Consider the following 26,515-nt stretch of genomic DNA (forward strand, 5'->3'; position numbering starts at 1 on the left):
CGGCGAAGGAGTGCGCCATGCATGTATTGATTGTCGGTTCCCACGGCCAGATCGGACAGCGGCTCGTGCGCGTGATGAACGGCACCGAACACACGACCCGCGCGATGATCCGTCACGCCACCCAGCGCGCCGAAATGCAGTCGCTCGGCGCGACCGAGGTGGTAATCGGTGACATCGAGGGCGACGTAAGCGAGGCACTCGATGGCTGCGACGCCGTGGTGTTCACAGCCGGCTCGGGCGCAGAAACGCCGCCGGAAAAGACCGAGGACGTGGACCGCAACGGCGCGATCTCGATCATGGACCAGGCCGTGGCAGCCGGCGTACGCCGCTTCGTGATCGTCTCGTCCATGAACGCCGACACGCCCGAGAACGGGCCGGAACACATGCAGCACTATTTCGCGGCAAAGAAGGCGGCCGACGACCATCTGCGCTCGACCGATTTGGAATACACAATCGTGCGCCCGGGCCGGCTGACGGACGACGCAGGCACGGGGCGCGTGGCCATCGCCAAGACGCTGAACCGCTACGGTGAAGTACCGCGCGATGACGTGGCCGACGTACTCTACACCGTGCTCAGTTCGCCCAACACCGTCGGCCGCAGCTTCGAGTTGCTGGCCGGCGACACGCCTGTCGAGAAAGCCGTTCGCGGCGTCTGATGGCCGAGCGCGCGCACGACCCCCGGCCGACGAAGCTGGCCTTCGACCCCGACGCGGCCATGGCGCACCTCGCGGCCGCCGATCCGGTGCTCGGCGCGCTCATCGCGCGCGTCGGGCCCTATGCGCCGAGCACTACCGCAGCACCGGACGTCTTCCACTCGCTAATGCGCGCAATCGTCTATCAGCAGCTGTCCGGCAAGGCTGCGGGCACGATCCATCGGCGACTGCTCGATGCACTCGGCGGCGGCGACACGCCGGGCGCCGAACGCATCGCGGCGGCATCCGACGAGACCCTGCGCGGTGCCGGCCTGTCGCGGAACAAGATGCTCAGCCTGCAGGCCCTGGCCGCGGCGAAGCTGGCCGGCGAACTGCCCGACGAGTCCCGCATCGACGACTACGACGACGCCGAACTCATCGAGGGCTATGCCGCGATCCGTGGCATCGGCCGCTGGACAGTGGAGATGCTGCTGCTGTTCCACCTCGGCCGGCCGGACGTCATGCCCATCCACGACCTGGGCGTACGCAAGGGTTACGCGATCACCTACGGGCGAGAGGAGCTGCCCAAGCCCAAGCAGCTCGAACGCGAGTGCGAGATCTGGCGGCCGTATCGGTCGGTGGGGAGTTGGTATATGTGGCGGGCTACGGAGTTGTAGCTTTAGTTTGGGACCGCTTGCGCCCGTGCACGACACCGCCGGATCGATTCAGAGCTCGCGACTTCCAGGCCACCACTGTGTCTGCGCTCACGAGTTTGTCGTACCTTTTGTTTCGCACTGCCGTGCGACTCCCTTTCGTTTGCTTGTCCAAACGAAAGGAAGCAAAGGAAAAGACACCCGGCACAGCGCCGGCTACGCCGGTTCACTCCGATGCGCAGCGGCGACGGGATGCGGCAAAAACTCGCATCGCTTTGGCGATGCTCAAACAGCTTGCCGCACCGGCGCTGTGCGCCGGACACCCGTCGCCACTACGCCTCTCCGTCGCTGCACTGACGGGGCGGAATACAGGCGGCGGGCCAGGCGCAGGCGTTGAGTCTTAATGCGCTACTGCGCTTCGGCTACTGACTGCACTTGCGTTCCTGTCGGCTTACGCCTTCGGCTGAGCCGACCTACAGGAACAAAAGTACGTGACCTTGAGCGAGCGATAGCGAGCTTGTCTGTATTGAATCCCTTGGCGAAGCGCCGAACAGCGCAGCACGGACGGGGATGAAGCAGCCGGGTGTCTAAGTCGCGCGCAGCGCGGCGAGTTCCGGCTGCGCCCCGGCCGGGCGAGCAGCGCAGGGTATCGGCGCGTAGCGCCGACGCGAGAGAGGGTGTCGTTTGCTTTGGTTACTTTCATTTGGACAAGCAAATGAAAGTGACTCGCGCAGCAGCGCGAAACCCTAATCCGATCAAACCATTATCGTGTATTCAGAACTCGCAGGCGCAATCAGCGAGCCTTTGGGCGCTCACCGGTTCGAACTCCCCCGTCTTCCGCCACCGTATGCTCGATCCACGACCACGAGCCCCGCCCCTCACACCCAATCAGCGATCACCCAAAAGGCAAGCCCGCTCGGCGGCCGCCCGAATAGCGCCCCAGTCAGCCGCCTCGACGGCGTCGGCCGAAACCAGCCAGCTCCCGCCCACACAAGGCACGCAATCCAAGGCCAGATAATCGGCCGCCGTATCTTCGGTGATCCCGCCGGTCGGACAGAACACGACGTCGGGCAACACGCTGGCGAACGCCTTGATCGCCGCCGGTCCGCCGACGACCGAGGCCGGGAACAGCTTGGTCGCGGTCGCGCCCTGGCGCGTCAGATGCGCGATCTCGCTCACCGTCTGCGCGCCGGGCAGATAGGCGATATCGCGTGACTGCGCCACCGCGTTGACTGCGTCGGCGATGCCGGGCGAGACCATGAACTCGGCGCCCGCATCGATGGCCTGCTGCGCCTGGGCCGGCGTCCAGACCGTACCCGCGCCCACGCAGATGCCGTCGACCCGTTCCGCGATCGCTTCGATCGCGGCCAGGCCGGCCGCGGTACGCAGCGTGACCTCGATGACGCGGATGCCGCCGGTCACCAGCGCCCGCGCGATCGCCACGCCGGACGCCGCGTCGGGCACGACCACGACCGGAATCACCGGCGCGATCGTCATCACCTCACGCGTGGCGTCGTATCTCATTCGGCCGGCTCCGATTCGCGTGCCGTGGTGCGCGTGTCGGCCGCGGCCGGCTGGGCGTCGAGCAGCGCACAGGCGCCCTCCTCCGCCGAGCCGACGTTGCGGCGGAACACCGCGAACAACTCACGGCCGAAGCCAAATTCGGTTTCGGGTTCGTCGTCGAAGACGGTCGGCTCGCGGGCTGCCAGCTCGGCGTCGTCGACCTCGACGCTCAGCGCGCCGGCTTCGGCGTCCAACGCGATCATGTCGCCGTCGCGGATGCGCCCGATCGGCCCGCCGAGCCGCGCCTCGGGCGTGATCTGGATCGCCGCCGGAATCTTGCCGGAGGCGCCGGACATGCGCCCGTCGGTGATGAGCGCGACCCGATAGCCCTTGTCCTGCAGCACGCCGAGCGAGGGCGTGAGCTTGTGCAGTTCGGGCATGCCGTTGCCCCGCGGGCCCTGATTGATGACCACGATGGCGGTGTCGCGCTCGAGCTCGCCGGCCTGATAGGCGGCGAGCACGTGTTCCTGGCTGGCAAAGACCCGCGCCGGCGCCCGCAGCGTGCGGTGTTCCTTTTCGACCGCCGATATCTTGACGATGCCGCGGCCAAGGTTGCCCTGGAGCACGCGCAGACCGCCCGTGCTCGCGAACGGCTCGGCCACGCCGCGCAGCACGTCCGTGTCGTGGCTCGTCGCCACGCCCTCGCGCCAGACGAGCGCGCCGTCCTCCAGAAACGGCTCCTGGGTATAGCGATGCAGCCCGTCGCCGACCACGGTGGAGACGTCGTCGTGCAGCAGCCCGGCCGCCAGCAGTTCGCGGATCATGAACTGGATGCCACCGGCCGCGGCGAAGTGGTTCACGTCGGCCGTGCCGTTGGGATAGACCCGCGCCATTAACGGCACCGCGGCCGAGATTTCGGCGAAGTCGCTCCAGTCGATGACGACGCCGGCCGCCCGCGCCATGGCCACGATGTGCATCGTGTGGTTGGTGGAGCCGCCGGAGGCCAGCAGGCCGACGATGCCGTTGACCAGCGTCTTCTCGTCGACGATGCGGCCGATGGGGCGGTAGTCGTCGGCCATTTCGGTGATCCGCAGCGCGCGCTCGGCCGCCGCCCGCGTGAGCGCGTCGCGCAGCGGCGTGCCCGGATTGACGAACGACGACCCGGGCAGGTGCAGGCCCATGAACTCCATGAGCAGCTGGTTGGAGTTGGCGGTGCCGTAGAAGGTGCAGGTGCCCGGCGAGTGATAGGACTGCGATTCGGCCTCGAGCAGCTCGTCGCGGCCGATCTCACCGGCGGCGAATTGCTGGCGGATCTGCGACTTGACCTTGTTCGACAGCCCCGAGGTCATCGGCCCGCCCGGCACGAAGATCACCGGCAGATGGCCGAAGGACAGCGAACCGATCATCAGCCCCGGCACGATCTTGTCGCAGACGCCCAGACACAGCGCCGCGTCGAACATGTTGTGCGTGAGCGCGATCGCGGTGGCCATGGCGATGGTGTCGCGGGAGAACAGCGCCAGCTCCATGCCCGGCTGGCCCTGGGTCACGCCGTCGCACATCGCCGGCACGCCGCCGGCGAACTGGGCGACGCCGCCGGCGTTCCAGGCGGCCTCCTTGATCAAGGGCGGGAACGCGCCCAGCGGTTCGTGCGCCGACAGCATCTCGTTGTAGGCCGACACGATGCCGATGTTCGCGCGCCGGTCGCCGGCCAGCGCCTCCTTGCCGGGCCGGTCCTTGACCGCGAAGCCGTGGGCGAGATTGCCGCAGGACAGGCGACCGCGGTGCGGGCCGACGCGTTTGGCGTGCTCGATCTTCGCCAGATACTCGCGCCGGCTGTCGCGGCTGCGGCGGACGATGCGTTCGGTCACGGCGGCGATCACGGGGTTCAGGCTCATCACTCGTCACTCCGGCGGGCGCGTCGCCCGCGTCAATCGGCCCAGTAGACGGACAGCGGCACGCGCGATTGGTGGATCACGCCCCGCACGGGGTACTGCGTGCTCGGGCCCGGCTCGGCGGCGCGCGTGTAGGCCGCGCGCTTGTCCTCGCCGAAGCACAGCAGGCTCAGCGACTTCGTCGCCCGCAGCCGCGCCAGCGACAGGCTCAGCCGCGGGGTTTCGCCCGGCGGCCGCTGGGGCGCAACGCAGGGCGCGCTGGTCTCCAGGCAGGCCGCGATGTTGCGGGCGTCGGGAAACAGCGACGCCGTGTGCCCGTCCGCGCCCATGCCGAGCACCACGGCGTCGACCACGGTCGGCAGCGCGTCGAGCGCGGCGGCGACCTCGTCCAGCGCCGCCCGGGGCGTCGGCGTATCCCGGTAGAGGCCCAGCAGGCGCGCATCGGCGGCGGCATCGATGCACAGGGTCTCGCGCAGCAGTCGCTCGTTGCTCTCGGGATCGGTCACCGGTACCCAGCGTTCGTCGCTGGGCACCACGGTCACCCGCGACCAGTCGAGGTCGGCGCACCGAAGACAGGCGAACAACGCCGCCGGCGACGTGCCGCCCGGCACCACCAGCGTCGCCGCGCCGCGTGCCGACAGCCCCGTCGCCAGCCGGTGGAGCACCGCTTCGGCCAGTGCCGCCGCGGCGTCCTCGCGGCGGCCGAAGGCGTGGAGATCGGCCATCAGCAGCGGCCCTCCTGAGGCGCCGCCGACACGGCCGCGCGTGTCGCCGTCGAGCCTCGCGCCCGCGGGCGCCGGGCCGCGGCGGTCGGGACGTCCGTCGGTACGACGCGCATCGCGAACCCGCTCATACCGGCTGCGCCCAGCGGCGGCCGTCGCGATCCAGCAGCACGAACGAGTCCGTCGGGCCCCAGCTGCCGGCCATGTATTCGTGGGTACGCACCCCGCGGCTCGCCCAGCTGTCGATGATGCGGTCGATCCACTGCCAGGCGGCCTCGATCTCGTCGCGGCGCATGAACAGCGCCGGGTTGCCGCGCAGCACCTCCATGAGCAAGCGCTCGTAGGCGTCCGGATAGGTCACCGAGAAGGCATCGGGGAAATTCAGGTTCAGCGGCAGCGAGCGCATGCGGAAACCGCCCGGCCCGGGTTCCTTGGTCATCAGCGTGAGCTGGACGCCTTCCTCGGGCTGCAGGCTGAGCACCAGCCGGTTGGGTTCCAGCGGCTGCTCGCCGAAGATCGAGTGCGGCACCGGCTTGAACTGAAACACGATCTCGGAGAGCTTTCGGGCCATGCGCTTGCCCGTGCGCAGATAGAAGGGCGTGCCGTTCCAGCGCCAGTTGTCGATCTCGGCCTTGAGGGCCACGAACGTCTCCGTGTCGGCCTCGGCCGGCGCGTCGCGCGTCCCGCCCTCCTCGGCGTAGCCGGCAACCGGTTCGCGGTCGACGATGCCGGCGGTGTAGCGCCCGCGCACGCTGACCCGGTCGACGCCCTCGGCCGTGATCGGCTTGAGCGCCCGCATGACCTTGATCTTCTCGTTGCGGATGTCGTCGTGGTGCATACTGGCCGGTGCCTCCATGGCGACCATGCACAACAGCTGCAGCATGTGGTTCTGGACCATGTCGCGCAGGGCGCCGGTGCGCTGGTAGAAGTCGAAGCGCTGGCCCACGCCGATGTCCTCGGCCACGGTGATCTGCACGTGGTCGACCGCACCCCGCGCCCACAGCGGCTCGAACAGGGAGTTGCCGAAGCGCAGCGCGAGCACGTTCTGCACCGTCTCCTTGCCCAGATAGTGATCGATCCGGTAGATCTGGGATTCGTCGAACACCGCGCCCACGGCGTCGTTGATCGCGCGCGCGGAATCGAAGTCGTGGCCCACCGGCTTTTCCAGCACGATGCGCGCGTTGGCGTCGACCAGCCCCGCCGCGTCGAGCCGGCCGGCGACGGTGCCGAACAGCGACGGCGCGGTGGCGAGATAGAACACCCGGGTGCGCCGGCCCTCGGCGTCCAGCGGTGCGGCCAGCGCCGACCAGTCGTCGCCGTCGGCCAGGTCGAGCTGAACGTGGTGCAGGCGCTGAGCGAAACGCGACCAGACCTTCTCGTCGAACTCGCCGTCGATCCGGCCGATCAGCGCCTCGCGCACCCAGTCGACGTAGGCCGCGTGTTCCATTTCGCCGCGCGAGACCGCGACGATACGGCTGTCGTCGCTGAACTGGCCGTCGCTGTCGCGATGAAACAGGGCCGGCAGGAGCTTGCGCTGGGCCAGATCGCCGGTACCGCCGAAGATCACCAGATCGAACGGCGCGACCGGTACGAACTCGGCCATCAGGCCGCTCCGGTCGCCGTAAGGCGTGTCCGCTGTATCGGGTTCGTCATGTCAGTCCACCGGTGTCGTCTGCGCCGCGATCGGGCGGCGTCCGCCGCCCGAACATTCCGCTGCAGACAATGCACGATCCGTGCCGCCGGCGGCCGACGGCGGGCTATTCGCGCAGCAGCACCAGCTTGCCGGCGTGCTCGCCCTCCTCCATCGTCCGGTGCGCCTCGACCGCCTCGGTGAAGTCGAAGGTGCGATCCAGCACGGGGCGCAGGCGCCCGGCTTCGAACAGCGGCCGCAGGCGGTCGTTGAACAGCTGCGCCAGCATGATCTTGCGCTCGATCGGCAGGCTGCGCATGGTCATCGCCATCACGCTGAGCCGGCGCATGAGCAGCTTGCCCATGTTGATGTCGGTGCGGGGGCCGCCGATGACGCCGACCTGGACCTGGCGGCCCTCGTCGCGCAGGGCGTCGAGGTTGTCCTTGAGCGCGGGGCCGCCGACGAAGTCCATGATGACGTGGGCGCCGCCGGCTTCGGCGTGGACCTGCTCGGCGACGCCGTCGTCGCCGTCGACCAGACCGAGGTCGAAGCCGCGGTCGTGGCCGAGCGCGCGCAGGCGCGCGTCCAGATCGTCCAGCCGGGCCTGGCTGCGGCTGGTGGCGATGCTGCGCGCGCCGAGCGTGCGGATGAGCTGCAGCCCGGCCTGGCCGACGCCCGAGGTCGCACCGCGGACCAGCGCCCACTGCCCCGGCGCCAGCTCGCCGACGAGGAACAGCGCCCGATAGGCGGTCAGAAACGCCTCCGGGATGGCCGCGGCCTGGGCGTAGTCGTAGTGCGCGGGGATGTCGAGCGTGTCGCGCTCGTGGGTGACCAGCTGCTCGGCGTAGGCCGCGCCCCCGATCAGGCCCATCACGCGGTCGCCGACCCGGCGGCCGATCACGCGGTCGCCCACCTCGACGACCTCACCGGCGTATTCCAGCCCCGGGCAGCGCGGGTCGAAGCCCTTCGGCGGCGGGTAGCCGCCCTTGCGCTGGATCAGATCCGCCCGATTGATGCCGATGGCGCGGATGTCGACCCGGACCTCCTGCGGCCCCGGTTTCGGGGTGTCCAGTTCGCTCAGCTGCAGCGCCTCCGGGGCGCCGGGTTCCTCGATCAGCCATGCCCGCATGACTCTCTCCTTCTGTGTCGTGTGTCGGTGTCGTGTGAAAGAAACTATCGGTGCGACAGATTGAGCCCGACCACGCCCAGCAGCACTAGCGTGATGCAGGTCGCGCGCCAGGCCGTCATCGGTTCGTGAAAGAAGCCCACGCCGACCAGCGTGATGAGCACGATGCCGAGCCCCGCCCAGACGGCGTAGGCCACGGCCATGTCGATGCGCTGCAGCACCAGGGCGAGACAGCCGAAGGAGGCGATGTAGCACACCCCCATGCCCATGGCGGGCCAGAACCGCGTGAGACCGTCGGACAGTTTCATGCAGGTCGTGCCCACCACTTCGAGCAGAATCGCGAGCGCAAGCAGCAGCCAGCTGTGCATCGAGGGCTCCGGATGACGATGTGCGCAGCCTAACGCCGCGCCCGCCCCGCCGCCAGCGTGGGCGGTTCAGCCACGGTTCGCCATGACGCGCGATAATTGCCAAACTACGGCATCTGCTTCATACAGCACCCATCCACGCACACGGAGAACGACATGACCCGAATTCCCGGCCTGTTCACCGCCCTGCTCGTCAGTCTGACCCTGGTGACCGGCTGCGCCGGCTGGCAGAACTCGGACACCGGCACGGTCCTTGGCGGCGTGCTCGGCGGCGCCGCCGGCTCCCAGGTCGGTAGCGGCAGCGGCAAGACCATCGCCACCGTCGTCGGCACCCTCGCGGGCGCCGCGCTCGGCAACCGCATCGGCTCGAACTTCGAGCAGTCCGACCGCCGCGAGTTCGGCAGCGCGCTCGAGAGCAACCAGACCGGCAACACCAGCAGCTGGCAGAACCCCGACAACGACGCCAGCTACTCGGTCACCCCGACCAACACCTACGAAAGCGGCAATCAGCCCTGTCGCGAGTTCACCATGGACGCGACCGTCGACGGCCAGCCGGACACCGTCACCGGGACCGCCTGCCGCCAGTCGGACGGCACCTGGAAAGTGCAGTCGTAACACCGCCGCACGGACAAGCCGGGCCGATGGGCCCGGCTTTTTTTTGCTTCAACCCACCGTCGAGCCCACCTCATGCCCCGGGAACGCCCCCTCCGCCGCGACTATGCCTGGTTCTGTGACATGCCCACCCGCTGGATGGACAACGACGTCTACGGCCACGTCAACAACGTCACTTATTACTCGTATTTCGACACCGCGGTGAACCGCTATCTGATCGAGGTCGGCGGCCTCGACATCCACGCCGCGCCCGTGATCGGTTTCGTGGTGGAGTCGCACTGCCGGTATCACGCCCCGGTGGCGTTCCCCGAAGCACTCGAGGCCGGGCTGGCGGTCCGGCATCTGGGCAATCGCTCGGCGACCTACGTCATCGGCATCTTCCGGCCCGGCGAGGACTCGGCCTGTGCGCACGGCGATTTCGTGCACGTCTTCGTCGACCGCGCCACGCAACGCGCCGCCCCGATACCACCGGGCATCCGCGATGCGCTCGCCGCCCTCCATCGCCCCGAAGACGACTGGAACAGCGGATCCCGAGGATGAACCAGAACAAATTGCCCGCCCGCGACTACCACGCTCGCGTATGCAACCCGGACGACGGCGTGGTGATCGCGATCACCATCATGCAGCCGGCGCTCGAGCCCGGCGAGGACGCGCCGCTGATCCTGCAGGGTCACGGTTTCGGCGGCGCGCGCCTGCAGAGCCGCAACGAACTGTCGATCTACGAGCAGCTCTCGGGCGGCATTCTGCCCTCGACCGAGGCCGCCCGGCGCGCGGCCGACGCGGGCTACTTCGTGATCAGCTTCGACCAGCGCGGCTTCGGCGAGTCCGGCGGCCGAGTCGAGGTCATGGACCCGACGATCGAGGGCGAGGACATCCGCGCCATTCTCGACTGGGCCGAGCACGATATGGCCCACCGCGAGCGCCTGGCGCGGCGCGACGGACAGATCATGGTCGGCGGGCTCGGGCTGTCCTACGGCGGCGGCTTCCAGCTCATCGGCGCCTGCGTGGATCCGCGCTTCACCGCGATCGTGCCGACCGCGGCCTGGCACGATCTCACCTACAGCCTGGCCCCGGACAATGTGGTCAAGACGGCCTGGGGCGCCGCGCTCGTGGCCCTCGGCGTGCCCACATCCGGCGTGCGCGTGGACCCGCGGCTCTACCGCGCCCTGATCGAGGCGCTCATGTCGCCGCTGACCGGCCGCGGCCTGTCGGCACCGATCAGCGACTGGCTGTACAACAGCAGCCCGGCGTCGCTCTACGACGGCACCGTCGCCCGCGACGGCGAGCGCGTGAGCTCCGCCGAACGCACCACGCCCACGGTCGACGCACTGCTGGTGCAGGGCGTCGGCGACACGCTGTTCAATCTCAACGAGGCGGCCGCAAACGCCCAGGCGCTGACCGACGCCGGCAACGACGTCCACATGATCGCCATGCAGTACGGCCACAGCCTGCCGTTCCTGCAGGACATCGAGCGCATCGCTTATCAGACCGACGCGACGCTCGCCTGGCACGGCGAGACGGTCGAGACCGCGGCTCTGGAACTGGCCTATCTCGACTGGAAGCTCAAGGGCATCGCGCCCGACCCCGCCTTTCCGCGCTGCATGGTCGTGCTCGACGACGCCACGGCGCTGACTTTCGACACGCTGCCAACGCTGGCTTCCGGCCATACGACGGCCTTCGACTTCGAGGGTGCGGCCGCGACCGGGGGCATCGACCTGCTGCTGGGCCTGCTTCGGCGCCAGAGTCTGGCGCATCTATGGTCGCTGGGCCGTGGGGCGGCAGCAAACACGACCCGTGCCATCGTTCAGCTGATCCGCGGCCGCGGGCAGGCCGACGGCCGCGACACCGGACTGCTCGCCCGTCTGGTCAACGCCCTGCCCTCGGATCATCTCGATGAGCTGGCCAGCGGCGGCACCTTCATCCCGCTGACCGACATCGACGAGGGCTGTGCGATCGCCGGGCTGCCGCACGCCGTCATCGACATCGGCGGCAACGTGCGCGCGCCGATCGCCTTTCTGGGCATCGGCGTGCAGCGGCCCGGCGTGTCGGCGACGCTGCTGCTCAACAAGCAGGTGCGCCCGATCCGCGGCAGCGGCCTGCACGAGGTCGAGCTCAACGGCGTCGCCTTCCGGCTGCAGCCCGGCGATACCGTCGGCCTGCTGGTCTACGGCTATCATCCGCAGTATCTGTCGAGCTTCTCGCCCATCGGCGGTCATGTCGATGTCTCCGGTCGCATCGACCTGCCGATCGTCGACGTAGACTAGGGCCTGCCCCAACGTCCCGCACGGGCGGCAACGCCGCCCGTGTCCACGAGGAAGACTATGACGCCGCTGGCCGCATTCGGCATCGGGCTCGCCATCGCGGCGGCCCTGCTGACCGTCGTCTGGATCATCCAGCTGTTCACCCGCAACGCCGGGCTCGTGGACGTGGTGTGGTCGGCCGCGGTGGGGTTGATCGCCGCGGCGTACGCGCTGCTGGGCGACGCCCCCGCCGCGGCACGCATCCTGCTGGCCGCGCTCGCGCTGACCTGGGCGCTGCGTCTGGCCGGTCACCTGGCGAAACGCATGCGCGGGGCGCCGGAGGATTCACGCTATGCGGCCGCACGACGGGCCTGGGGCGCGCGCGCCGACCTGTACATGCTCGGCTTCTTTCTGTTCCAGGCGCTGATCGCCGCCGTCCTGTCGATTCCGTTCCTGGTGGTGGCCTACATGCCCGAGGCCCCCTCGCTCGGGGTCGCGCTGGCGGCGATCGCGGTCTGGTTCGTGTCGGTCGTCGGCGAAGGCACGGCGGACACCCAGCTGCATCGGTTCAAGCAGCGCCCGGAAAACCGCGGCCGCGTCTGCGCCGAAGGGCTGTGGCGCTATTCGCGTCATCCCAACTATTTCTTCGAATCCCTGCACTGGGTGACCTACGTCGTGCTGGCCATCGGCGCGCCCTACTGGTGGGCCACGCTCGCCAGCCCGCTGATCATGGCCGGGCTGTTGCTGAAGGTCTCCGGCATTCCCACCATCGAGAACAAGGCCGCGGCCGACAAGCGCGAGGGCCACGACGAGTACGTGCGCCGGACCAGCGCCTTCATCCCCTGGCCGCCGAAGTCATGACCCGGGAGAACGCCGCCTTGGAGAATCTGCCGATCGAACTCTGCGAACTGGGCTGGGTGCCCGACACGCTGGCCCGGGCCGGCATGCGGCGGCTGATCAACGCCCGCCTGACCAGCGCCGAGGCCCGCGATCCGGAACGCCGCAGCGAACACATGCGCACCTTCGTCGAGCGCGCCGCGACCGGGCCCATCGCCCAGCACACCGACGACGCCAACGCCCAGCACTACGAGCTGCCGCCGGCGTTCTTCGCGCATGTGCTCGGCGGGCATCGCAAGTACAGCGGCTGTCTGTTCGAGGCCGGCATCGACAACCTGGACCAGGCCGAGCACGCCATGCTGGCGCTGACCGCCGAGCGTGCCCGGCTGCGCGACGGCCTGCGGATACTCGATCTGGGCTGCGGCTGGGGTTCACTGGCGCTGTGGGCGGCCGGACGCTATCCGCGCGCGAGCGTCCTCGCGGTCTCGAACTCCAACGCCCAGCGCGAATACATCGCGGCCACCGCGGCCGAGCGCGGCCTGGACAATCTCCGCGTCGAGAGCTGCGACATCAACCACTTCGATCCCGGCGAGGCGGTCTTCGACCGCATCGTGTCGATCGAGATGTTCGAGCACATGCGCAACTATCGCGAGCTGTTCGGCCGCATCCGGCGCTGGCTGGCCGCCGACGGACGCCTGTTCGTGCACGTGTTCGCGCACAAGCTGCTGGCCTACCCGTTCCAGGACGCCGGCGCCTCCGACTGGATGGCCCGCCACTTCTTCACCGGCGGCATCATGCCCAGCGAGAATCTCTTCGCCCGCTTTCAGCGGGATCTGGTGCTGGCCGACCAGTGGTGGCTGTCGGGCAGCCACTACCGCGACACCGCCAACGCCTGGCTGGCGAACATGGACGCCGCCCGCACGCCGATCATGGACCTGTTCCGCGACACCTACGGGGCCGACGCCGAGCGCTGGTTCCAGCGCTGGCGCATGTTCTTCATGGCGGTCGCGGAACTGTTCGGCAGCGACCGCGGCAACCAGTGGGGCATCGGCCATTACCTGTTCACGCCGCGCCCGCAGACACCACCGGTATCGGAGGAGGCCTCATGAAACACGCCCTGCGCATCTCGACGCTCGCCGCCGCGCTGCTACTGCTGCCGCCGCTCGCCGCGGCCCAGTCGACGGACGGCGGCGAACGGCGCTGCTTCAACGGCTATGCCTACACGCTGGACGGCGGCGAATACCGCTACACCGAGCATCACGAACAGCAGCGCGCGGACGGCCACATCACAAGCTGGGACGTGACCTACGTCGGCCGCGACGGCGAGACCATCGCGACCAAGACGATGGATTTCTCGGCCCACCCCACGGTGCCGACCTATCGCATGGAGATCCCGGCCGACGGCTACGTCGAGGGCATCCGTCGGGACGACGGCTGGACCATGTTCCGGCGCGAATCACGCGAGGCGGACGAACAGACCAAGGCGTTCACCATCGAGGAACCGATGGCCGCCGACTCCGGCTTCGATCCGCTGCTGCGCAACCAATTCGAGGCGTTGCAGGACGGCAACACCGTCGATTTCCGGTTCGCCGCGGCCGGACGCCAGGGCGTCATCGAGCTGCGCGCGCAAAAGATCGGCGAGACCACCTTCGAGGGCCGGCCGGCGGTGCAGTTCGAGGCCGAGCTCGACATGATGTTCATCAACTTCTTCGTCGACTCGCTCAAGCTGACCTACGATCCCGAGACGAAACGGCTGCTGGAGTATCGCGGCATCGGCAACATGCACGACGCCAACGGCGAGGTCTATCCCGTGCGCGTGACCTACGCCCGCGACATGCCCGACGTGGCCCGCGAACACGGCGCCCCCGCGGCGGACTGCGGCGCGATCGACGGCTGAAACGCGCGTCGCCGACGGCGCCGGCCGCCCCCGCCACGGCGGCCACGCCTCCGGCTCCAACGCGCTCTCCGAGCGGAATCGCGGGCTTCCGGATGGCAGCCGAGGCGCCACTGGACCGCCGCCTCGGCCCCATCGCGCCAGACCGGGCGACCGACGTTCGGGCAGCCGCCCGAGCAGCGCTCGTTGAGCCCGCACCTCCGGGCAGCGAATCGGGCGCGCTCCCCGCCAACCTGCTACCACCGCCGGCCGGGGGCGCCGTGCTCCAAGCACCATGGCTTGCATGGCCGCTCATGATGCGGCCGTCGCCCGTTTCGGGCAGCACCGCTACACGGGAGGAACCGGCATCGAACCGCCGCTTGCGATCAATGGCCCGACACGGGGGTCATTTCACGGGCGGCTGCGGTTGTCGTGGCCCCGCCGGCACAACCGCTATCTCCATACCGGCCCGCTGGAAACGCGCGGCGCGCCATTGGCGAGGCCTGTCGACATCGCCGGCGCAGTCGCGTTGAAGCGCCGGAGTCGCGATGCGCAACGAGGCAACGCGCAGCCTCGGATTCAAGAGGCGAGCCGGGGCCCGCCGCTCAGGCGCATATCGGACCCGCCCGACGAGCCGCAGCGACGGGCTTCATCGAGCCGGCACGGCCGCGCGTTCCTGTCGCCGGGCGACGCGGCACCCCGGCGCCGCGTCTTGCCCCGAAGGCCGCCCGCGCGGCGTCCCCTGAAAATCGCTACGGGAAAGCGCTACGGGCGCTAGCCCACGAAGCGCCGCGCGTTGGCGAAAAGCCGCGCCCAGGGGCTGGCCTCGCCCCAGCCCGCCGGCGCCCAGGACAGATTCACGCTGCGGGTGACGCGCTCGGGATGCGGCATGGTGATGAGCACGCGGCCGTCCGCGTTGCACAGTCCGGTCACGCCCGCCGGCGAGCCGTTGGGGTTGGCCGGATAGGCCGTGGTCGCTGTGCCCCGGTTGTCGACGTAGCGCATGCCGATCTGGGCATTCGCGCTCAGCCGGTCGAGATCGTCGTCGGCCCGGAACCGGGCCCGGCCCTCGCCGTGGGCGACCGCGATCGGCACCCGCGTGCCCGCCATGCCGTCCAGCAGCACGGCACGCGAATCCGTGATCTCCACCGCGCTCGTGCGGGCCTCGAACTGGCGCGAGGCATTGGCCACGAACGCCGGCCAGTGGTCGGTGCCGGGAATGATCTCGGCCAGCGCAGCCAGCATCTGGCAGCCGTTGCACACGCCGAGCGCGAAGGTCGTCTCGCGTTCGAAGAACGCCGCGAACGCCGCGCGGGCGTCGGCGTTGAACAGGATCGACCGGGCCCAGCCCTGGCCGGCGCCGAGCACGTCGCCGTAGGAAAAGCCGCCACAGGCGGCCAGACCCTGCACATCGGCCAGATCGCGCCCGGCCGCGATCTCGCTCATGTGCACGTCGACCGCATCGAAGCCCGCGCGGGAGAAGGCGAACGCCATCTCGTTGTGGCCGTTGACCCCCTGTTCGCGCAGGATCGCGACCCGCGGGCGGGTGGTGTTCACGAACGGGGCGGCCACGTCGTTGTCGGGATCGAACGAGACCTCGGACGGCAGGCCGGGGTCGTCCTCGTCGCGCAGACGGGCGTATTCGGCGTCGGCGCAGTCGGGATCGTCGCGCAGCGCCGCCATGGCGTGGCTGGTCGCCGCCCAGAGGCATTCCATTTCTGTACGCGTGTTCCGGTAGATCTCAGCGCCGGCGTGGCGGACCACGAGCTCGGCGCGGGCGGTCGCGGTACCGATCGCATGGGCGGCCACGCCCGCGGCGCGGAATTCACCGACCACCACGGTGGCGTCGTCGGCGCCCACCTGGATCAGGGCCCCCGCCTCCTCGGCGAACAGCGCGGCGTGCGGATCGGCATCCAGATCGTCCAGCGCGATGTCGGCCCCGACCCGGCCGGCAAACATCATTTCGGCGACACAGGCCAGCAGTCCGCCGTCGCTGCGATCGTGATAGGCCTTGATGCGGTTCTCGCCGGCGAGACGCTGCACGACCTCGAAGAACTGGCGCAGCTGCTTCGGCGAATCGAGATCCGGCGGCGTGTCGCCGAGCGCGCCGAAAGCCTGGGCGAAGGCGGAGCCGCCGAGGCGGTTGCGGCCGTTGCCGAGATCGACCAGCACGAGCGCGGTGGCGCCCTCGCCCGGCGCCAGGAGCTGCGGCGTGAGCGTGGCCCGCGCGTCGGTGACCGGCGCGAAGGCGGAGACAATCAGCGACAGCGGCGCGCTCATGCGCTGCTCGCCGCCGTCGTCGTCCTGCCAGACGCTGCGCATCGACAGCGAATCCTTGCCGACCGGGATCGCCAGACCGAGCTCGCTGCAGAGCTGCTCGCCCACCGCCTGCACGGTGTCGTAGAGGCGCGCGTCCTCGCCCGGCTCGCCGCAGGCGGCCATCCAGTTGGCGGACAGGCGAATGTCGCCGAGCCCCGCGATGCGGGCGGCGGCGATGTTGGTCACCGCCTCGGCCACCGCCATGCGCCCGGAGGCCGGCGCATCCAGCAGCGCCAGGGGCGCGCGCTCGCCCATCGCCATGGCCTCGCCGGTGGTGTGAATGAAGTCCGTGGTGGTCACGGCGACATCGGCTACCGGGACCTGCCACGGCCCGACCATCTGGTCACGGGCGGTCATGCCCCCAACGCTGCGATCGCCGATGGTGATCAGGAACGACTTGCTGGCCACGCTCGGCACGCGCAGCACCCGCGAGACGGCCTCGGCGATGTCGACGCCCGCGTGGTTCCAGGCCGGCGCCGCCGTGCGCGCACGGGCCACGTCGCGCTGCATCTTCGGTGTCCGCCCGAGCAGTACGGCCATGGGCATGTCCACCGGGCGCTCGGCGTCGGCGGTCTCGGCCTCGGCGTCCTCGACGATCAGCTGCGGCTCGGCGGTGGCCGTGCCGACCACGGCGAAGGGGCAGCGCTCGCGGGCGGCCAGCGCCTCGAAACCGGCGAGCCGGTCGGCAGCGATCGCCAGCACGTAGCGCTCCTGCGACTCGTTGCACCAGATCTCCATCGGCGACAGGCTGACGTCGGCGGCGTCGATGTCGCGCAGGCGGATGCGGCCCCCGCGGTCGTCGGCATCGATGATCTCCGGCAGGGCATTCGACAGCCCGCCCGCGCCGACGTCGTGGATCGAGGCGATGGGATTGTCCTCGCCCCGGGCGATGCAGCCCTCGACGACCTCCTGGCAGCGCCGCTGCATTTCCGGGTTGGCGCGCTGGACCGAGGCGAAATCGAGTTCGGTCGAGGCCGCGCCGCTGGCCATCGAGGAGGCCGCCCCGCCGCCGAGACCGATGAGCATGGCCGGGCCGCCGAGCACCACCAGGGCCGCGTCCACCGGCACCGACTGCTTCTCGACGTCCGTCGCGCGCACGTTGCCCATGCCGCCGGCGATCATGATCGGCTTGTGATAGCCGCGCAGGCCGGTCGTCTCGGCGCGATACTGATAGCTGCGGAAATAACCCGCCAGATTCGGCCGTCCGAACTCGTTGTTGTAGCGCGCCGCGCCGATCGGCCCTTCGAGCATGATCTCGAGCGGCGTGGCGATGCGGGCCGGGCGGCCGTCGTCGACCTCCCAGGGCTGGAGATCGTCGGGCAGCCGCAGATCGGAGACGGAGAAGCCGCAGAGTCCGGCCTTGGGCCGGCCGCCGCGGCCGGTGGCGGCCTCGTCGCGGATCTCGCCGCCGGCGCCGGTGGCCGCGCCCGGATTCGGCGCGATCGCGGTCGGATGGTTGTGGGTCTCGACCTTCATCAGCAGGTGCACCGGCTCCTCGACCCGGCGGTACACGCGCTCGCCGTCGACCAGCTGGCGCGTGGCCGTCGGCCCGGCGATCACCGCCGCGTTGTCGCGATAGGCCGAGAGCACGCCGTCCGGGGCCGCGCGGTGCGAGTCGCGGATCATGTCGAACAGCGATTTCGCCCGTGCCTCGCCGTCGATGACGAACGCGGCGTTGAAGATCTTGTGCCGGCAGTGCTCGGAGTTGATCTGGCCGAACATCATCAGTTCGACGTCGGTCGGATCGCGCCCCAGCGCCTGATACTGCGCGGCCAGATAGGCGATCTCGTCGTCCGCCAGCGCCAGACCCCAGTCGCGGTTGGCGGCGGCCAGCGCGGCCTCGCCCTCGGCGGCCAGCGGCACGCGGCGCAGGCCGCGGCGGGCCAGCGTCTCGAACAGCCGCGGCAGACGCTCGGCGTCGGGCAGCAGCGACTGGGTCATGGGGTCGTGGAGTACGCCGCTGGCGACCAGCGCCTCGAAATCCGGCGCGCTGCCGAAGGCGAAGACCACGCCGCGCTCGAGTCGACGCAGCGACGTCAGGCCGCTGTTGTGGGCGATGTCCTCGGCCTTGGTCGACCACGGCGAGACCGTGCCCAGCCGCGGTACGGCGATCACGCCGGCAGGCACCGGCTCGTCGGCGTCGGCGCCCAGCAGCGCGTGCAGGCGCTGTCGCTGTTCGGCCGACGGCGCCCGCTCGAAGGCCGCCACGAAGACTTCGCGCGCGACCAGGCTGGCGACATCGATGCCGGCCCGGCCGAGCCCGCCGCGCAGGCGCTCGAGCTCGAACTCGGCCAGTGCGGGACCGCCGGCGATCACCTCGACCGCGGCCATGGACGAATCGTTCAGCGGTTGACCAGAGTTCGCCACGACAGACCCTCGCTTTGGTTGGCGACATGCACCCAGTCGGCCGTGCACGACAGCGCTCCGGCGAGCGCCGCCTGGGCCAGTTCCGGGCGGTTGTTGGATTCACTGATATGGGCGACGACCAGCTGCTGCAGCGCGCTGGCGTCGATGCCGGCGAGCAGCTCGGCGGCCTGGGCGTTGCTCAGATGCCCCAGCCGGCCGGCGACCCGCGCCTTGAGATACGCCGGATACGGCCCCGCGGCCAGCAGCTGCGGTTCATGGTTGCATTCGAGCACGAGCCCGTCGCAGCCGTCGATCATCTCGCGCACATGCGGGGTCGCGTGGCCGATGTCGGCGAGCACGCCCAGCCGCTTGTCGCCGTTGCCCACCACCAGCTGGGCCGGCTCGCGCGCGTCGTGCGGCACCGGATAGGGAAACAGCTCGATGTCGCCGATGGCGAACGGCTCGTGCGGCGAGTACAGCTCGATCGCGGCGAGCTCGCTCGCGCGGCGGGCGGCGAGCGTGCCGGGCGTGAGCCACACGGGCACGCCGTGGGCGCGGGAGAAACGCGATACGCCGCGCCAGTGGTCGTCGTGCTCGTGGGTGATGACCACCGCATCGATGTCCGCGGGCACCAGATCGAGTCGGGCGAGCCGCCGCACGATCTCGCGGGCCGAGAAGCCGCAGTCGATGAGCACGCGGGTGCCGGCGTATTCGACCACCAGCGCGTTGCCCTTGCTGCCGCTGCCCAGCAGCGCGAACCGCATGGCCCCTGCGCCGTCGTTCACGAAGAACCGCTGCCGCCCCCGTGGCCGCCGGACGGCCCCTGGCGCGTGTAGAGCGGAAACGGACGCACCTTGCTGTCACCGTCGGCCGGCGTGACCTTCGCGGTGCCCCGACGGGTGACCTCGTCGATGCGGATGATCGAGTGCATGGGCACGTAGGAGCGCTGCACGTCCGCGAACTCGCTGGCGAGCTTCTCCTCGGCCGGATCGATCACCACCGAGGCGCGTTCGCCGAAGACCAGTTCCTCGATCTCGACGAAGCCGAACAGCGCGCCCTGCGCGACCGAGCGGGCGTAGACCTCGTAGACCTGACCCTGGTTGAAGAAGGCCACGCGATAGAGGCGTTGCGACGAACGGTCAGTGGCCATGGCTGCAGATCGCGGGCGGTGGCGGGAGAATGGCGGAGAGGGTGGGATTCGAACCCACGTGGGGCGTCAGCCCCCAACCGATTTCGAGTCGGTGCCGTTATGACCGCTTCGGTACCTCTCCTGTAACTTGCGCGTTCAGCCGCGAGCCATCGTGGCTGCGCCAGTCTGTCTGTCAGCGGCTGGCGAAGTCGCGTATCTTAAAGGATTCGGTGCACTTTCCCAACACTCGCGTGCAAAAGGTCTGATGCGATGAGCGAAGACGTTTCCGTATCCCGCGCCGGCCGGCGCGGTTGAGTCGGCGTCAACCGCCTGCATGCGTCTGTTATTCCGGTTCCTGGGCGTGGGCGCGATCGCCGCGCTCGCGCTCGCGCTGGGCACCTGCGTTCAGCGCCCCGGCCTGCTCGAGCAGGTCGACACGCTCGGCACGCTGCGCGTGGCGACGGTCAATTCCGCGACCACCTATTACCTGGACGCGGACGGCCCGGCCGGTTTCGAGTACGACCTCGCGCACGCCTTCGCCGACGAACTCGGTCTGGCGCTGGACGTGATGGTGGTGCCGGATCGCGAGGCGGTGCTCACGGCAGTCACGAGCGGCCGCGCGCACATCGGCGTCGGCCTGGCGGTCAGCGACGCGCGCCGGCAGCGCGTGCGCTTCACGCCGACCTACGCCGAAACCCCGCTGGAGGTGGTCTACAACGTCAACGACGATCAACCCGACGACCTGGCCGCACTCTCGGGCGAGCTGACCCTGCCGGCCGACAGCGCGCTGGCCGATCGGCTGCGGCAGGACCATCCGGACCTCGAGTTCAATGTTGCGACCCGGGCCAACGCCGAGGAGCTCATGGACCGGGTCGCGAACGGCGCGCTGACCGCGACCATCGCCAACGCCCACGTGGTGGCGATGAACCAGCGCTACTATCCCGACCTGCGCGTGGCCTTCAACGTGCCCGGGGCCAGTCAGCGCACGGCCTGGGCGTTCGCACGCCGCGGCGCCATCTCCGGCGACGACGGCCTGTTCAACAAGGCGATCGCCTACCTCGAGCGGACCCGCGAGAATGGGCGGATGCGCATTCTGCGCGATCGCTACTTCGGCCACGTCGAGCGGCTCGGATTCGTCGGCGGCCGCGAGTTCGCGCGCCAGGTGGAGGCGCGCCTCGACCGCTGGCGGCCCTACTTCAAGCGCGCGGGCCGGCGACACGATCTGGATTGGCGTCTGCTCGCGGCCATCGGCTATCAGGAATCCCACTGGGACGAGGACGCGGTCAGCCCGACCACGGTGCGCGGGATCATGATGCTGACCGAGGCCACGGCCGAGGAGGTCGACGTCGAGGACCGCCGCGACCCGCAGCAGAGCATCGACGGCGGGGCCGAGTACATCAAGCGCATGATCGAGCGCATGCCGGAGTCGGTCACCCGGCCCGATCGCATCTGGTTTGCCCTGGCCGCCTACAACATCGGCTACGGCCACGTCATGGACGCGCGCCGTCTGCTCGAGGCCCGCGACCGCGATCCCGACCTGTGGATCAACCTGCGCGACGCCCTGCCCTGGCTGACACAGGACCGCTATCTCGACGAAACCCGCTACGGCTACGCCCGCGGGCTGGAAGCCCGGGCCTATGTCGGCAACGTCCGTGCCTACTACGACATCCTGGTCTGGATGACGGACGACCGCCGGACCGAGAAACCGGCGGCCCTGAGCGAGGACGAGAGCGCCGCGGGCGCGGATGCCGACGAATCGCCCGAGATATCAATCGAGTCACCGGCCTTCTAGGGCCGGCACCGCCCGGGGGCGATTAGCGGGACACCGGGCGCAGCAGCGATGACGGCATCGCCTCGGGCGCAGCGTGCAGCCGTCGATCATCCCCGGAGCGGCGCCGCGACGCGGGCCGCTCGATCCCGCGGGTCCGGCTTTTCGATCCGCTTCGCGCCCCGCCCGACGGATACGCCCCCACACTCCGGGCATTAAAAAAGCCGCGTGCGGAACACGCGGCTTTCCAGCAACCGACGTACGCCCTGCGTTTAGGCCGTGAAACGGTTGTGCAGACCGCATTCGCGGTTGCCGAGCACCTTCGTGGGATCGTAGTAGCTGGTCTCGTTCGGCAGGTCGTGCTTGTCGAGATAGGCCTGCATGTCGGCCTCGGTCCACTCCAGAACCGGCGCGACCTTGACCACACCGCCGGGCTTGTCCTGCGACACGATCTCCATGTTCTTGCGGAACTCGGTCTGGTCCCGGCGCACGGCCGTCAGCCAGACGTCCGGCGCCATCTCCTGCATCGCGCGACCGAAGGGCTCGAGCTTGACCTGACGGGTGAATTCCTCGTGCTGGGGATCGTCCACATCCGGGATGCCCATCAGCGCGTCGCGGCGCGCGGCCGACATCAGCGGATTGAACACGTGGATGTTCAGGTTCAGATCGTTGATCAGCTTCTCGGCGAAGAGATAGGTCTTGCGTGTGGCATAGCCGGAGTCGATCCACACGACCGGCATGTCCGGCTGGACCTGGCTGGCCAGATGCAGGATCACGGCCTCGTTCGGGCCGAAGTTGGTCGTGACGATGGTCCTGCCGTCGAGGCCGGCCGCCCATTCCACGATCTGCTTGGGATGCTGGCCGGCGAGTTCGGCGTTGGCTTTCGCGATATCGACTTGCATGACTCGTCCTCGTCCGTACCCGTGCCGCTGCTGGGCCACACGGGCGTTCATTGACTGTGGACCGCTGATTTTAAGTATTGCGCCGTTATTTTAAAGGGCCTGACTTATACCGTTGACGCATATGCTTATGGAGCGACGGCGCGGCTCGCCGCTGCCGGGGTTGTCAAAGTTGGCTACACTAGCGGGCTGTCATGAACCCCTCGTGAAACCCATGGCCCAGTACATCTACACGATGAACGGCGTCGGCAAGGTCGTGCCGCCCAAGAAGCACATCCTGCGCGACATCTCGCTGTCCTTCTTTCCGGGCGCCAAGATCGGCGTGCTCGGCTACAACGGTGCGGGCAAATCGACGCTGCTGCGCATCATGGCCGGGGTCGACAAGGAGTACGAGGGCGAGGCCCGGCCGATGCCCGGCATCCATATCGGCTATCTGCCGCAGGAGCCGGAACTGGATTCGTCCAAGGATGTGCGCGGCAACGTCATGGACGGCCTGGGCGATATCGCCGCCAAGCTGGCGCGCTTCAACGAGATCAGCGAAGCCTTCGCCGATCCCGATGCCGACTTCGAGGCCCTGCTGGCCGAACAGGCCGAACTGCAGGAAGCCATCGACGCGGTCGACGGCTGGGAGATCAACAACACGCTGGACCGCGCCGGCGAGGCGTTGAACCTGCCGGCCTGGGACGCGCACGTCGACAACCTCTCCGGCGGCGAGCGGCGCCGCGTGGCGCTGTGTCGTCTGCTGCTGTCCAAGCCCGACATGCTGTTGCTGGACGAGCCGACCAACCATCTGGACGCCGAATCGGTGTCCTGGCTGGAACGTTTCCTCAAGGACTTCGACGGCACTGTGGTCGCGGTCACCCATGATCGCTACTTCCTGGACAACGTCGCCGGCTGGATCCTCGAGCTCGACCGCGGCCACGGCATTCCCTGGCAGGGCAACTATTCCTCCTGGCTGGAACAGAAGGAAAAACGCCTCGAACAGGAGGCCAAGGCCGAGGACGCGCACAAGAAGGCGATCCAGTCCGAGCTGGAATGGGTGCGCTCCAACGCCAAGGGCCGCCAGTCCAAATCCAAGGCGCGCCTGAAGCAGTTCGAGGAACTGCAGTCGAAGGAATATCAGAAGCGCAGCGAGACCAACGAGATCTATATCCCGCCGGGCCCGCGGCTGGGCGATCTCGTGTTCGAGATGAACGACGTGACCAAGTCCTACGGCGACCACACGCTGTATGAAAACGTCTCGCTCAAGGTGCCGCAGGGCGCGATCGTCGGCATCATCGGCCCGAACGGCGCCGGCAAGACCACGCTGTTCCGCATGCTCAACGGCGAGGAGGAACCCGATTCCGGCGAGATTCGCGTCGGCGATACGGTCGATCTGGCCTATGTCACCCAGTCGCGCGACGAGCTGAATTCCGACAAGACGGTCTGGGAGGAAGTCTCCAACGGTCAGGACATTCTCCAGATCGGCAACTACGAAGTGCCCTCGCGCGCCTATCTGGGCCGTTTCAACTTCAAGGGCTCGGACCAGCAGAAACGCGTGTCGGAACTGTCCGGCGGCGAGCGCAACCGGCTGCAGTTGGCCAAGCTGCTGCAGAAAGGCGGCAACACCCTGCTGCTCGACGAGCCGACCAACGACTTGGACGTCGAAACCCTGCGCGCCCTCGAAGAGGCGTTGCTGGAGTTCCCGGGCGCGGTGCTGGTCATCTCGCATGACCGCTGGTTCCTGGACCGCATCGCCACTCATATCCTGGCGTTCGAGGACGACGGCGTGGTGTTCCTGGAAGGCAACTACCAGGACTACGAAGCCGACCGCAAACGCCGGCTCGGCAACGCTTCCGAAGGATCGGCCAAGGCCAAGCACCGCAAGCTGGCCTGAAGCGTGCACGGGCACGCGCGGCGCGGACCGAATGGCGACCGCACCGCGCGGCGGCGTGCGCACCGTCGACTCCGGTAGCGGCGGACGGAGGCTCCGGCGGGGAATATCGACGGAGAGTTAGCCGGCGCCGCTGAAGGCTGTCTCCTCCGATAGACGGCCACTCGTCGCGACTTGACGGTGACGGGAGTCTTTCGAGCCGACCGGCGGCCCGCCGCTCGGTCCCCGGCCGAGCGTGACCGTTCCTGCCCGCCGTAGCGCGCCCGCGCCGAGCCGGCTCGATCCGCGCCTCGACGAGCCCATTGGTGGCTGTCTTGGCCGGGATTCAGCCCAAGGCGGGCCGCGTCCGGCGCAGCGCTGCTGACCACTGCCGCGACGAGCCGACAACGCAGCGCCGGGCGCTGATCGGGGGGCTCACATCGCATCAGGCGATCAACCCCCAAGACGAGCGCCGTCCGGCCGAGTCGGCCGAAGCCATGACCGGCGCCGGGCCGAAACATCGTTCACGCAGAGACCGCGGCGGCTTCGCCCGGTCCGGCCTTGGCCGGTTGGTCCCGTTGTGCCGGCCGGCAACCGTCCTTCCGTGTCGGATCGACGGCTTGCCGAGCCGTGCCCCGGCCGATCGACCGAATGGCACCGACCGCGGCGATCGCACACTGCGTTGAGACGCTATGGAGCCGCACAGCGGGAGACGCGAAATACCTCCACTCCTTCGAGCCGCGGCACGGCTGCACGGCGCCCCGCCCGATCACGCCACCGCCCCTCCAGTGCGCCGGTGCGGCTTCATCGGGTCACCGACCCGAGGGGACGCCGGCCGGCGCTGCTCGATGCACCCCGGCCATGCACGCCCCGCGCTCAGCCTCGAAGCGGGCGACAACCCACCGGGCCGAATCCGCCCTGCGACCACTCGATCGTGTCTCAGCCGCCCGCGCCGAGAATGGGATAGAGCGAGGCGACGAGCAGGCAGGCCATGGCCACGTTGAACGTCCGGCGGCGTTTCGCATCCGACAGCCATCGCCGGATCACCGTACCGAGCCAGGCCCAGACGGAGATCGCCGGAAAGGACACCAGCGTGAAGGCGGCGGCCACGAGGATCACCGACACGAACGAGCGATCGGGCGCATAGATCGTGATCGCCGACAGGCCGATGGCCCAGGCCTTGGGGTTGACCCACTGAAACGCCGCCGCCTGCATGAAGGTCATCGGGCGGCTGCCCGATGACGCCGAGGCCAGCGGCGCGGCGGTGGCCACCTTCCAGGCGAGCCAGAGCAGGTAGACGACGCAGATGATCTGCAGCAGCGTGCGCACGACCGGCACGGCCTCGAAGAGTGCCATCAGGCCGGCGCCTGCGAGCAGGATCAGCACGGCCAGACCGGCGACGATGCCCGCCATGTGCGGCAGCGTCCGGCCGAAGCCGAAATTGGCTCCCGAGGCCATCAGCATCAGGTTGTTCGGGCCCGGCGTGACGGTGGCCACGAAAGCGAATCCGAGCAGCGCCGCCAGTACTGAAAGTCCCATTGAATGACCTCCTTGTCGCAAAACAATTATAGGTCGAATTCAACGCAATTTATGGTCTAATTAATGCCTTAATGGCCCATTTAATGCAATTATAAATCATCATGGATGCAACCGATCGGCGTATATTGCAGGATCTCGAAATCGACGGGCGAATCAGCAACGTCCAGCTGGCCGAGCGCGTGAACCTGTCGCCGTCCACCTGCCTGCGCCGCGTGCAGGAACTCGAACGCACCGGCGTGATCCGAGGCTATCGGGCCGTGACCGATCCGGCGCGCATGGGACGTGGATTCGTGGCCTATGTCACCGTCGGGCTTTCATCGCATACCAAGTCCGCACAGGAGGAGTTCGAACGCGCCATGGCCGCCGCACCGGATGTGGTCGAGTGCCACAACATCACCGGCGCGTTCGAGTATCTCCTGCGCGTCGAGAGCCGCGACCTCGCGAGTTACAAGCACTTTCATACCGAGGATCTGGGCACCCACCGCCACGTCAGCGCCATCACCACCTATATCGTGATGAGCTCGCCCAAGGACGGGCGCGCCTGAACGCGCGGATCGCCCTCGGCCGACCCGTCGTTC

Annotated in this window: 22 protein-coding genes and 1 tRNA gene; 11 read left to right on the forward strand and 12 right to left on the reverse strand. The window is 69.0% G+C overall.

Annotated elements, in window-relative coordinates; translation table 11 throughout:
* Positions 1 to 17: 17 nt before the first annotated feature.
* Together SAHL_RS01520 and SAHL_RS01525 are read left to right on the forward strand one after the other, a co-directional pair.
* Positions 18 to 656, forward strand: a complete 639-nt coding sequence (locus tag SAHL_RS01520) for an SDR family oxidoreductase (RefSeq protein WP_123589659.1) — start codon at positions 18 to 20, stop codon at positions 654 to 656.
* Positions 656 to 1,309 carry a DNA-3-methyladenine glycosylase family protein gene (locus SAHL_RS01525; RefSeq protein ID WP_123589660.1) on the forward strand — a complete coding sequence of 218 codons (654 nt, stop codon included), beginning with the start codon at positions 656 to 658 and terminating at the stop codon, positions 1,307 to 1,309. Before SAHL_RS01520 ends, SAHL_RS01525 begins: the two co-directional genes overlap by 1 nt.
* Before the next feature lie 864 nt (positions 1,310 to 2,173).
* Here SAHL_RS01525 and SAHL_RS01535 read toward each other — a convergent pair.
* The 6 genes from SAHL_RS01535 to SAHL_RS01560 all read right to left on the reverse strand — a co-directional run bounded on the left by SAHL_RS01535 (position 2,174) and on the right by SAHL_RS01560 (position 8,526).
* Positions 2,174 to 2,809 carry a bifunctional 4-hydroxy-2-oxoglutarate aldolase/2-dehydro-3-deoxy-phosphogluconate aldolase gene (locus SAHL_RS01535; RefSeq protein ID WP_123589662.1) on the reverse strand — a complete coding sequence of 212 codons (636 nt, stop codon included), beginning with the start codon at positions 2,807 to 2,809 and terminating at the stop codon, positions 2,174 to 2,176.
* The gene (gene edd / locus SAHL_RS01540; RefSeq protein ID WP_123589663.1) at positions 2,806 to 4,686 is read right to left on the reverse strand and encodes a phosphogluconate dehydratase; all 1,881 of its coding nucleotides are present in this window, start codon (positions 4,684 to 4,686) and stop codon (positions 2,806 to 2,808) included. The genes SAHL_RS01535 and edd overlap by 4 nt, the downstream gene beginning before the upstream one ends.
* A gap of 29 nt (positions 4,687 to 4,715) precedes the next feature.
* Positions 4,716 to 5,405: a 6-phosphogluconolactonase gene (pgl, locus tag SAHL_RS01545; protein WP_123589664.1), complete on the reverse strand. Its 690-nt coding sequence runs from the start codon at positions 5,403 to 5,405 to the stop codon at positions 4,716 to 4,718.
* 124 nt (positions 5,406 to 5,529) lie between these two features.
* Positions 5,530 to 7,005: a glucose-6-phosphate dehydrogenase gene (gene zwf, locus SAHL_RS01550; RefSeq protein WP_123589665.1), complete on the reverse strand. Its 1,476-nt coding sequence runs from the start codon at positions 7,003 to 7,005 to the stop codon at positions 5,530 to 5,532.
* 154 nt (positions 7,006 to 7,159) lie between these two features.
* On the reverse strand, positions 7,160 to 8,161 hold the full coding sequence (locus SAHL_RS01555) for an NAD(P)H-quinone oxidoreductase (RefSeq protein WP_123589666.1): 1,002 nt from the start codon (positions 8,159 to 8,161) through the stop codon (positions 7,160 to 7,162).
* Between the two features lie 44 nt (positions 8,162 to 8,205).
* Positions 8,206 to 8,526, reverse strand: coding sequence for a DMT family transporter (locus SAHL_RS01560; protein WP_123589667.1), 321 nt, complete (start codon positions 8,524 to 8,526; stop codon positions 8,206 to 8,208).
* Between the two features lie 153 nt (positions 8,527 to 8,679).
* Between SAHL_RS01560 and SAHL_RS01565 the strand changes: the two genes are divergently transcribed.
* From SAHL_RS01565 to SAHL_RS01590, 6 genes are all read left to right on the forward strand, one after another.
* Positions 8,680 to 9,138 carry an RT0821/Lpp0805 family surface protein gene (locus SAHL_RS01565; protein ID WP_123589668.1) on the forward strand — a complete coding sequence of 153 codons (459 nt, stop codon included), beginning with the start codon at positions 8,680 to 8,682 and terminating at the stop codon, positions 9,136 to 9,138.
* A 72-nt stretch (positions 9,139 to 9,210) separates the two neighbouring features.
* Positions 9,211 to 9,675, forward strand: a complete 465-nt coding sequence (locus SAHL_RS01570; RefSeq protein WP_123589669.1) for an acyl-CoA thioesterase — start codon at positions 9,211 to 9,213, stop codon at positions 9,673 to 9,675.
* Entirely contained in the window at positions 9,672 to 11,399 is a 1,728-nt protein-coding gene (locus SAHL_RS01575; protein WP_123589670.1) for an alpha/beta hydrolase family protein, read from the forward strand. Before SAHL_RS01570 ends, SAHL_RS01575 begins: the two co-directional genes overlap by 4 nt.
* A gap of 57 nt (positions 11,400 to 11,456) precedes the next feature.
* Positions 11,457 to 12,236 (forward strand): DUF1295 domain-containing protein, encoded by a 780-nt coding sequence (locus SAHL_RS01580; RefSeq protein WP_123589671.1) that lies wholly within the window; start codon positions 11,457 to 11,459, stop codon positions 12,234 to 12,236.
* A complete protein-coding gene (locus SAHL_RS01585; RefSeq protein ID WP_184947155.1) occupies positions 12,233 to 13,321 on the forward strand; it encodes an SAM-dependent methyltransferase in 1,089 nt (362 codons plus the stop codon). Before SAHL_RS01580 ends, SAHL_RS01585 begins: the two co-directional genes overlap by 4 nt.
* Positions 13,318 to 14,109, forward strand: coding sequence for a hypothetical protein (locus tag SAHL_RS01590; RefSeq protein WP_184947158.1), 792 nt, complete (start codon positions 13,318 to 13,320; stop codon positions 14,107 to 14,109). Before SAHL_RS01585 ends, SAHL_RS01590 begins: the two co-directional genes overlap by 4 nt.
* A gap of 750 nt (positions 14,110 to 14,859) precedes the next feature.
* On the opposite strand, the gene purL is transcribed toward SAHL_RS01590, so the two are convergent.
* The 4 genes from purL to SAHL_RS01610 form a co-directional block, all read right to left on the reverse strand.
* Entirely contained in the window at positions 14,860 to 18,735 is a 3,876-nt protein-coding gene (purL, locus tag SAHL_RS01595; RefSeq protein ID WP_184947167.1) for a phosphoribosylformylglycinamidine synthase, read from the reverse strand.
* 11 nt (positions 18,736 to 18,746) lie between these two features.
* Entirely contained in the window at positions 18,747 to 19,535 is a 789-nt protein-coding gene (locus SAHL_RS01600; protein WP_245968348.1) for an MBL fold metallo-hydrolase, read from the reverse strand.
* Entirely contained in the window at positions 19,532 to 19,900 is a 369-nt protein-coding gene (locus SAHL_RS01605; protein WP_123589674.1) for a DUF1820 family protein, read from the reverse strand. Before SAHL_RS01605 ends, SAHL_RS01600 begins: the two co-directional genes overlap by 4 nt.
* A gap of 30 nt (positions 19,901 to 19,930) precedes the next feature.
* A tRNA-Ser gene (locus SAHL_RS01610) sits at positions 19,931 to 20,021 on the reverse strand.
* Positions 20,022 to 20,213: 192 nt separating this feature from the next.
* On the opposite strand from SAHL_RS01610, the gene mltF reads away from it, so the two are divergent.
* Positions 20,214 to 21,671 (forward strand): membrane-bound lytic murein transglycosylase MltF, encoded by a 1,458-nt coding sequence (gene mltF / locus SAHL_RS01615; protein ID WP_123589675.1) that lies wholly within the window; start codon positions 20,214 to 20,216, stop codon positions 21,669 to 21,671.
* 248 nt (positions 21,672 to 21,919) lie between these two features.
* On the opposite strand, the gene SAHL_RS01620 is transcribed toward mltF, so the two are convergent.
* Complete coding sequence (locus SAHL_RS01620) at positions 21,920 to 22,549, reverse strand: phosphoadenosine phosphosulfate reductase domain-containing protein (RefSeq protein WP_123589676.1); 630 nt, start codon at positions 22,547 to 22,549, stop codon at positions 21,920 to 21,922.
* Between the two features lie 211 nt (positions 22,550 to 22,760).
* Between SAHL_RS01620 and ettA the strand changes: the two genes are divergently transcribed.
* Complete coding sequence (ettA, locus tag SAHL_RS01625) at positions 22,761 to 24,422, forward strand: energy-dependent translational throttle protein EttA (protein ID WP_123589677.1); 1,662 nt, start codon at positions 22,761 to 22,763, stop codon at positions 24,420 to 24,422.
* A 915-nt stretch (positions 24,423 to 25,337) separates the two neighbouring features.
* On the opposite strand, the gene SAHL_RS01630 is transcribed toward ettA, so the two are convergent.
* Positions 25,338 to 25,937: a LysE family translocator gene (locus tag SAHL_RS01630; protein ID WP_123589678.1), complete on the reverse strand. Its 600-nt coding sequence runs from the start codon at positions 25,935 to 25,937 to the stop codon at positions 25,338 to 25,340.
* Positions 25,938 to 26,038: 101 nt separating this feature from the next.
* Between SAHL_RS01630 and SAHL_RS01635 the strand changes: the two genes are divergently transcribed.
* The gene (locus SAHL_RS01635; protein WP_123589679.1) at positions 26,039 to 26,482 is read left to right on the forward strand and encodes an Lrp/AsnC family transcriptional regulator; all 444 of its coding nucleotides are present in this window, start codon (positions 26,039 to 26,041) and stop codon (positions 26,480 to 26,482) included.
* Positions 26,483 to 26,515 lie beyond the last annotated feature (33 nt).

The sequence above is a fragment of the Salinisphaera orenii subsp. halophila YIM 95161 genome (assembly GCF_003732545.1).
In the GTDB taxonomy this organism is placed as follows: Bacteria; Pseudomonadota; Gammaproteobacteria; order Nevskiales; family Salinisphaeraceae; genus Salinisphaera; species Salinisphaera orenii_A.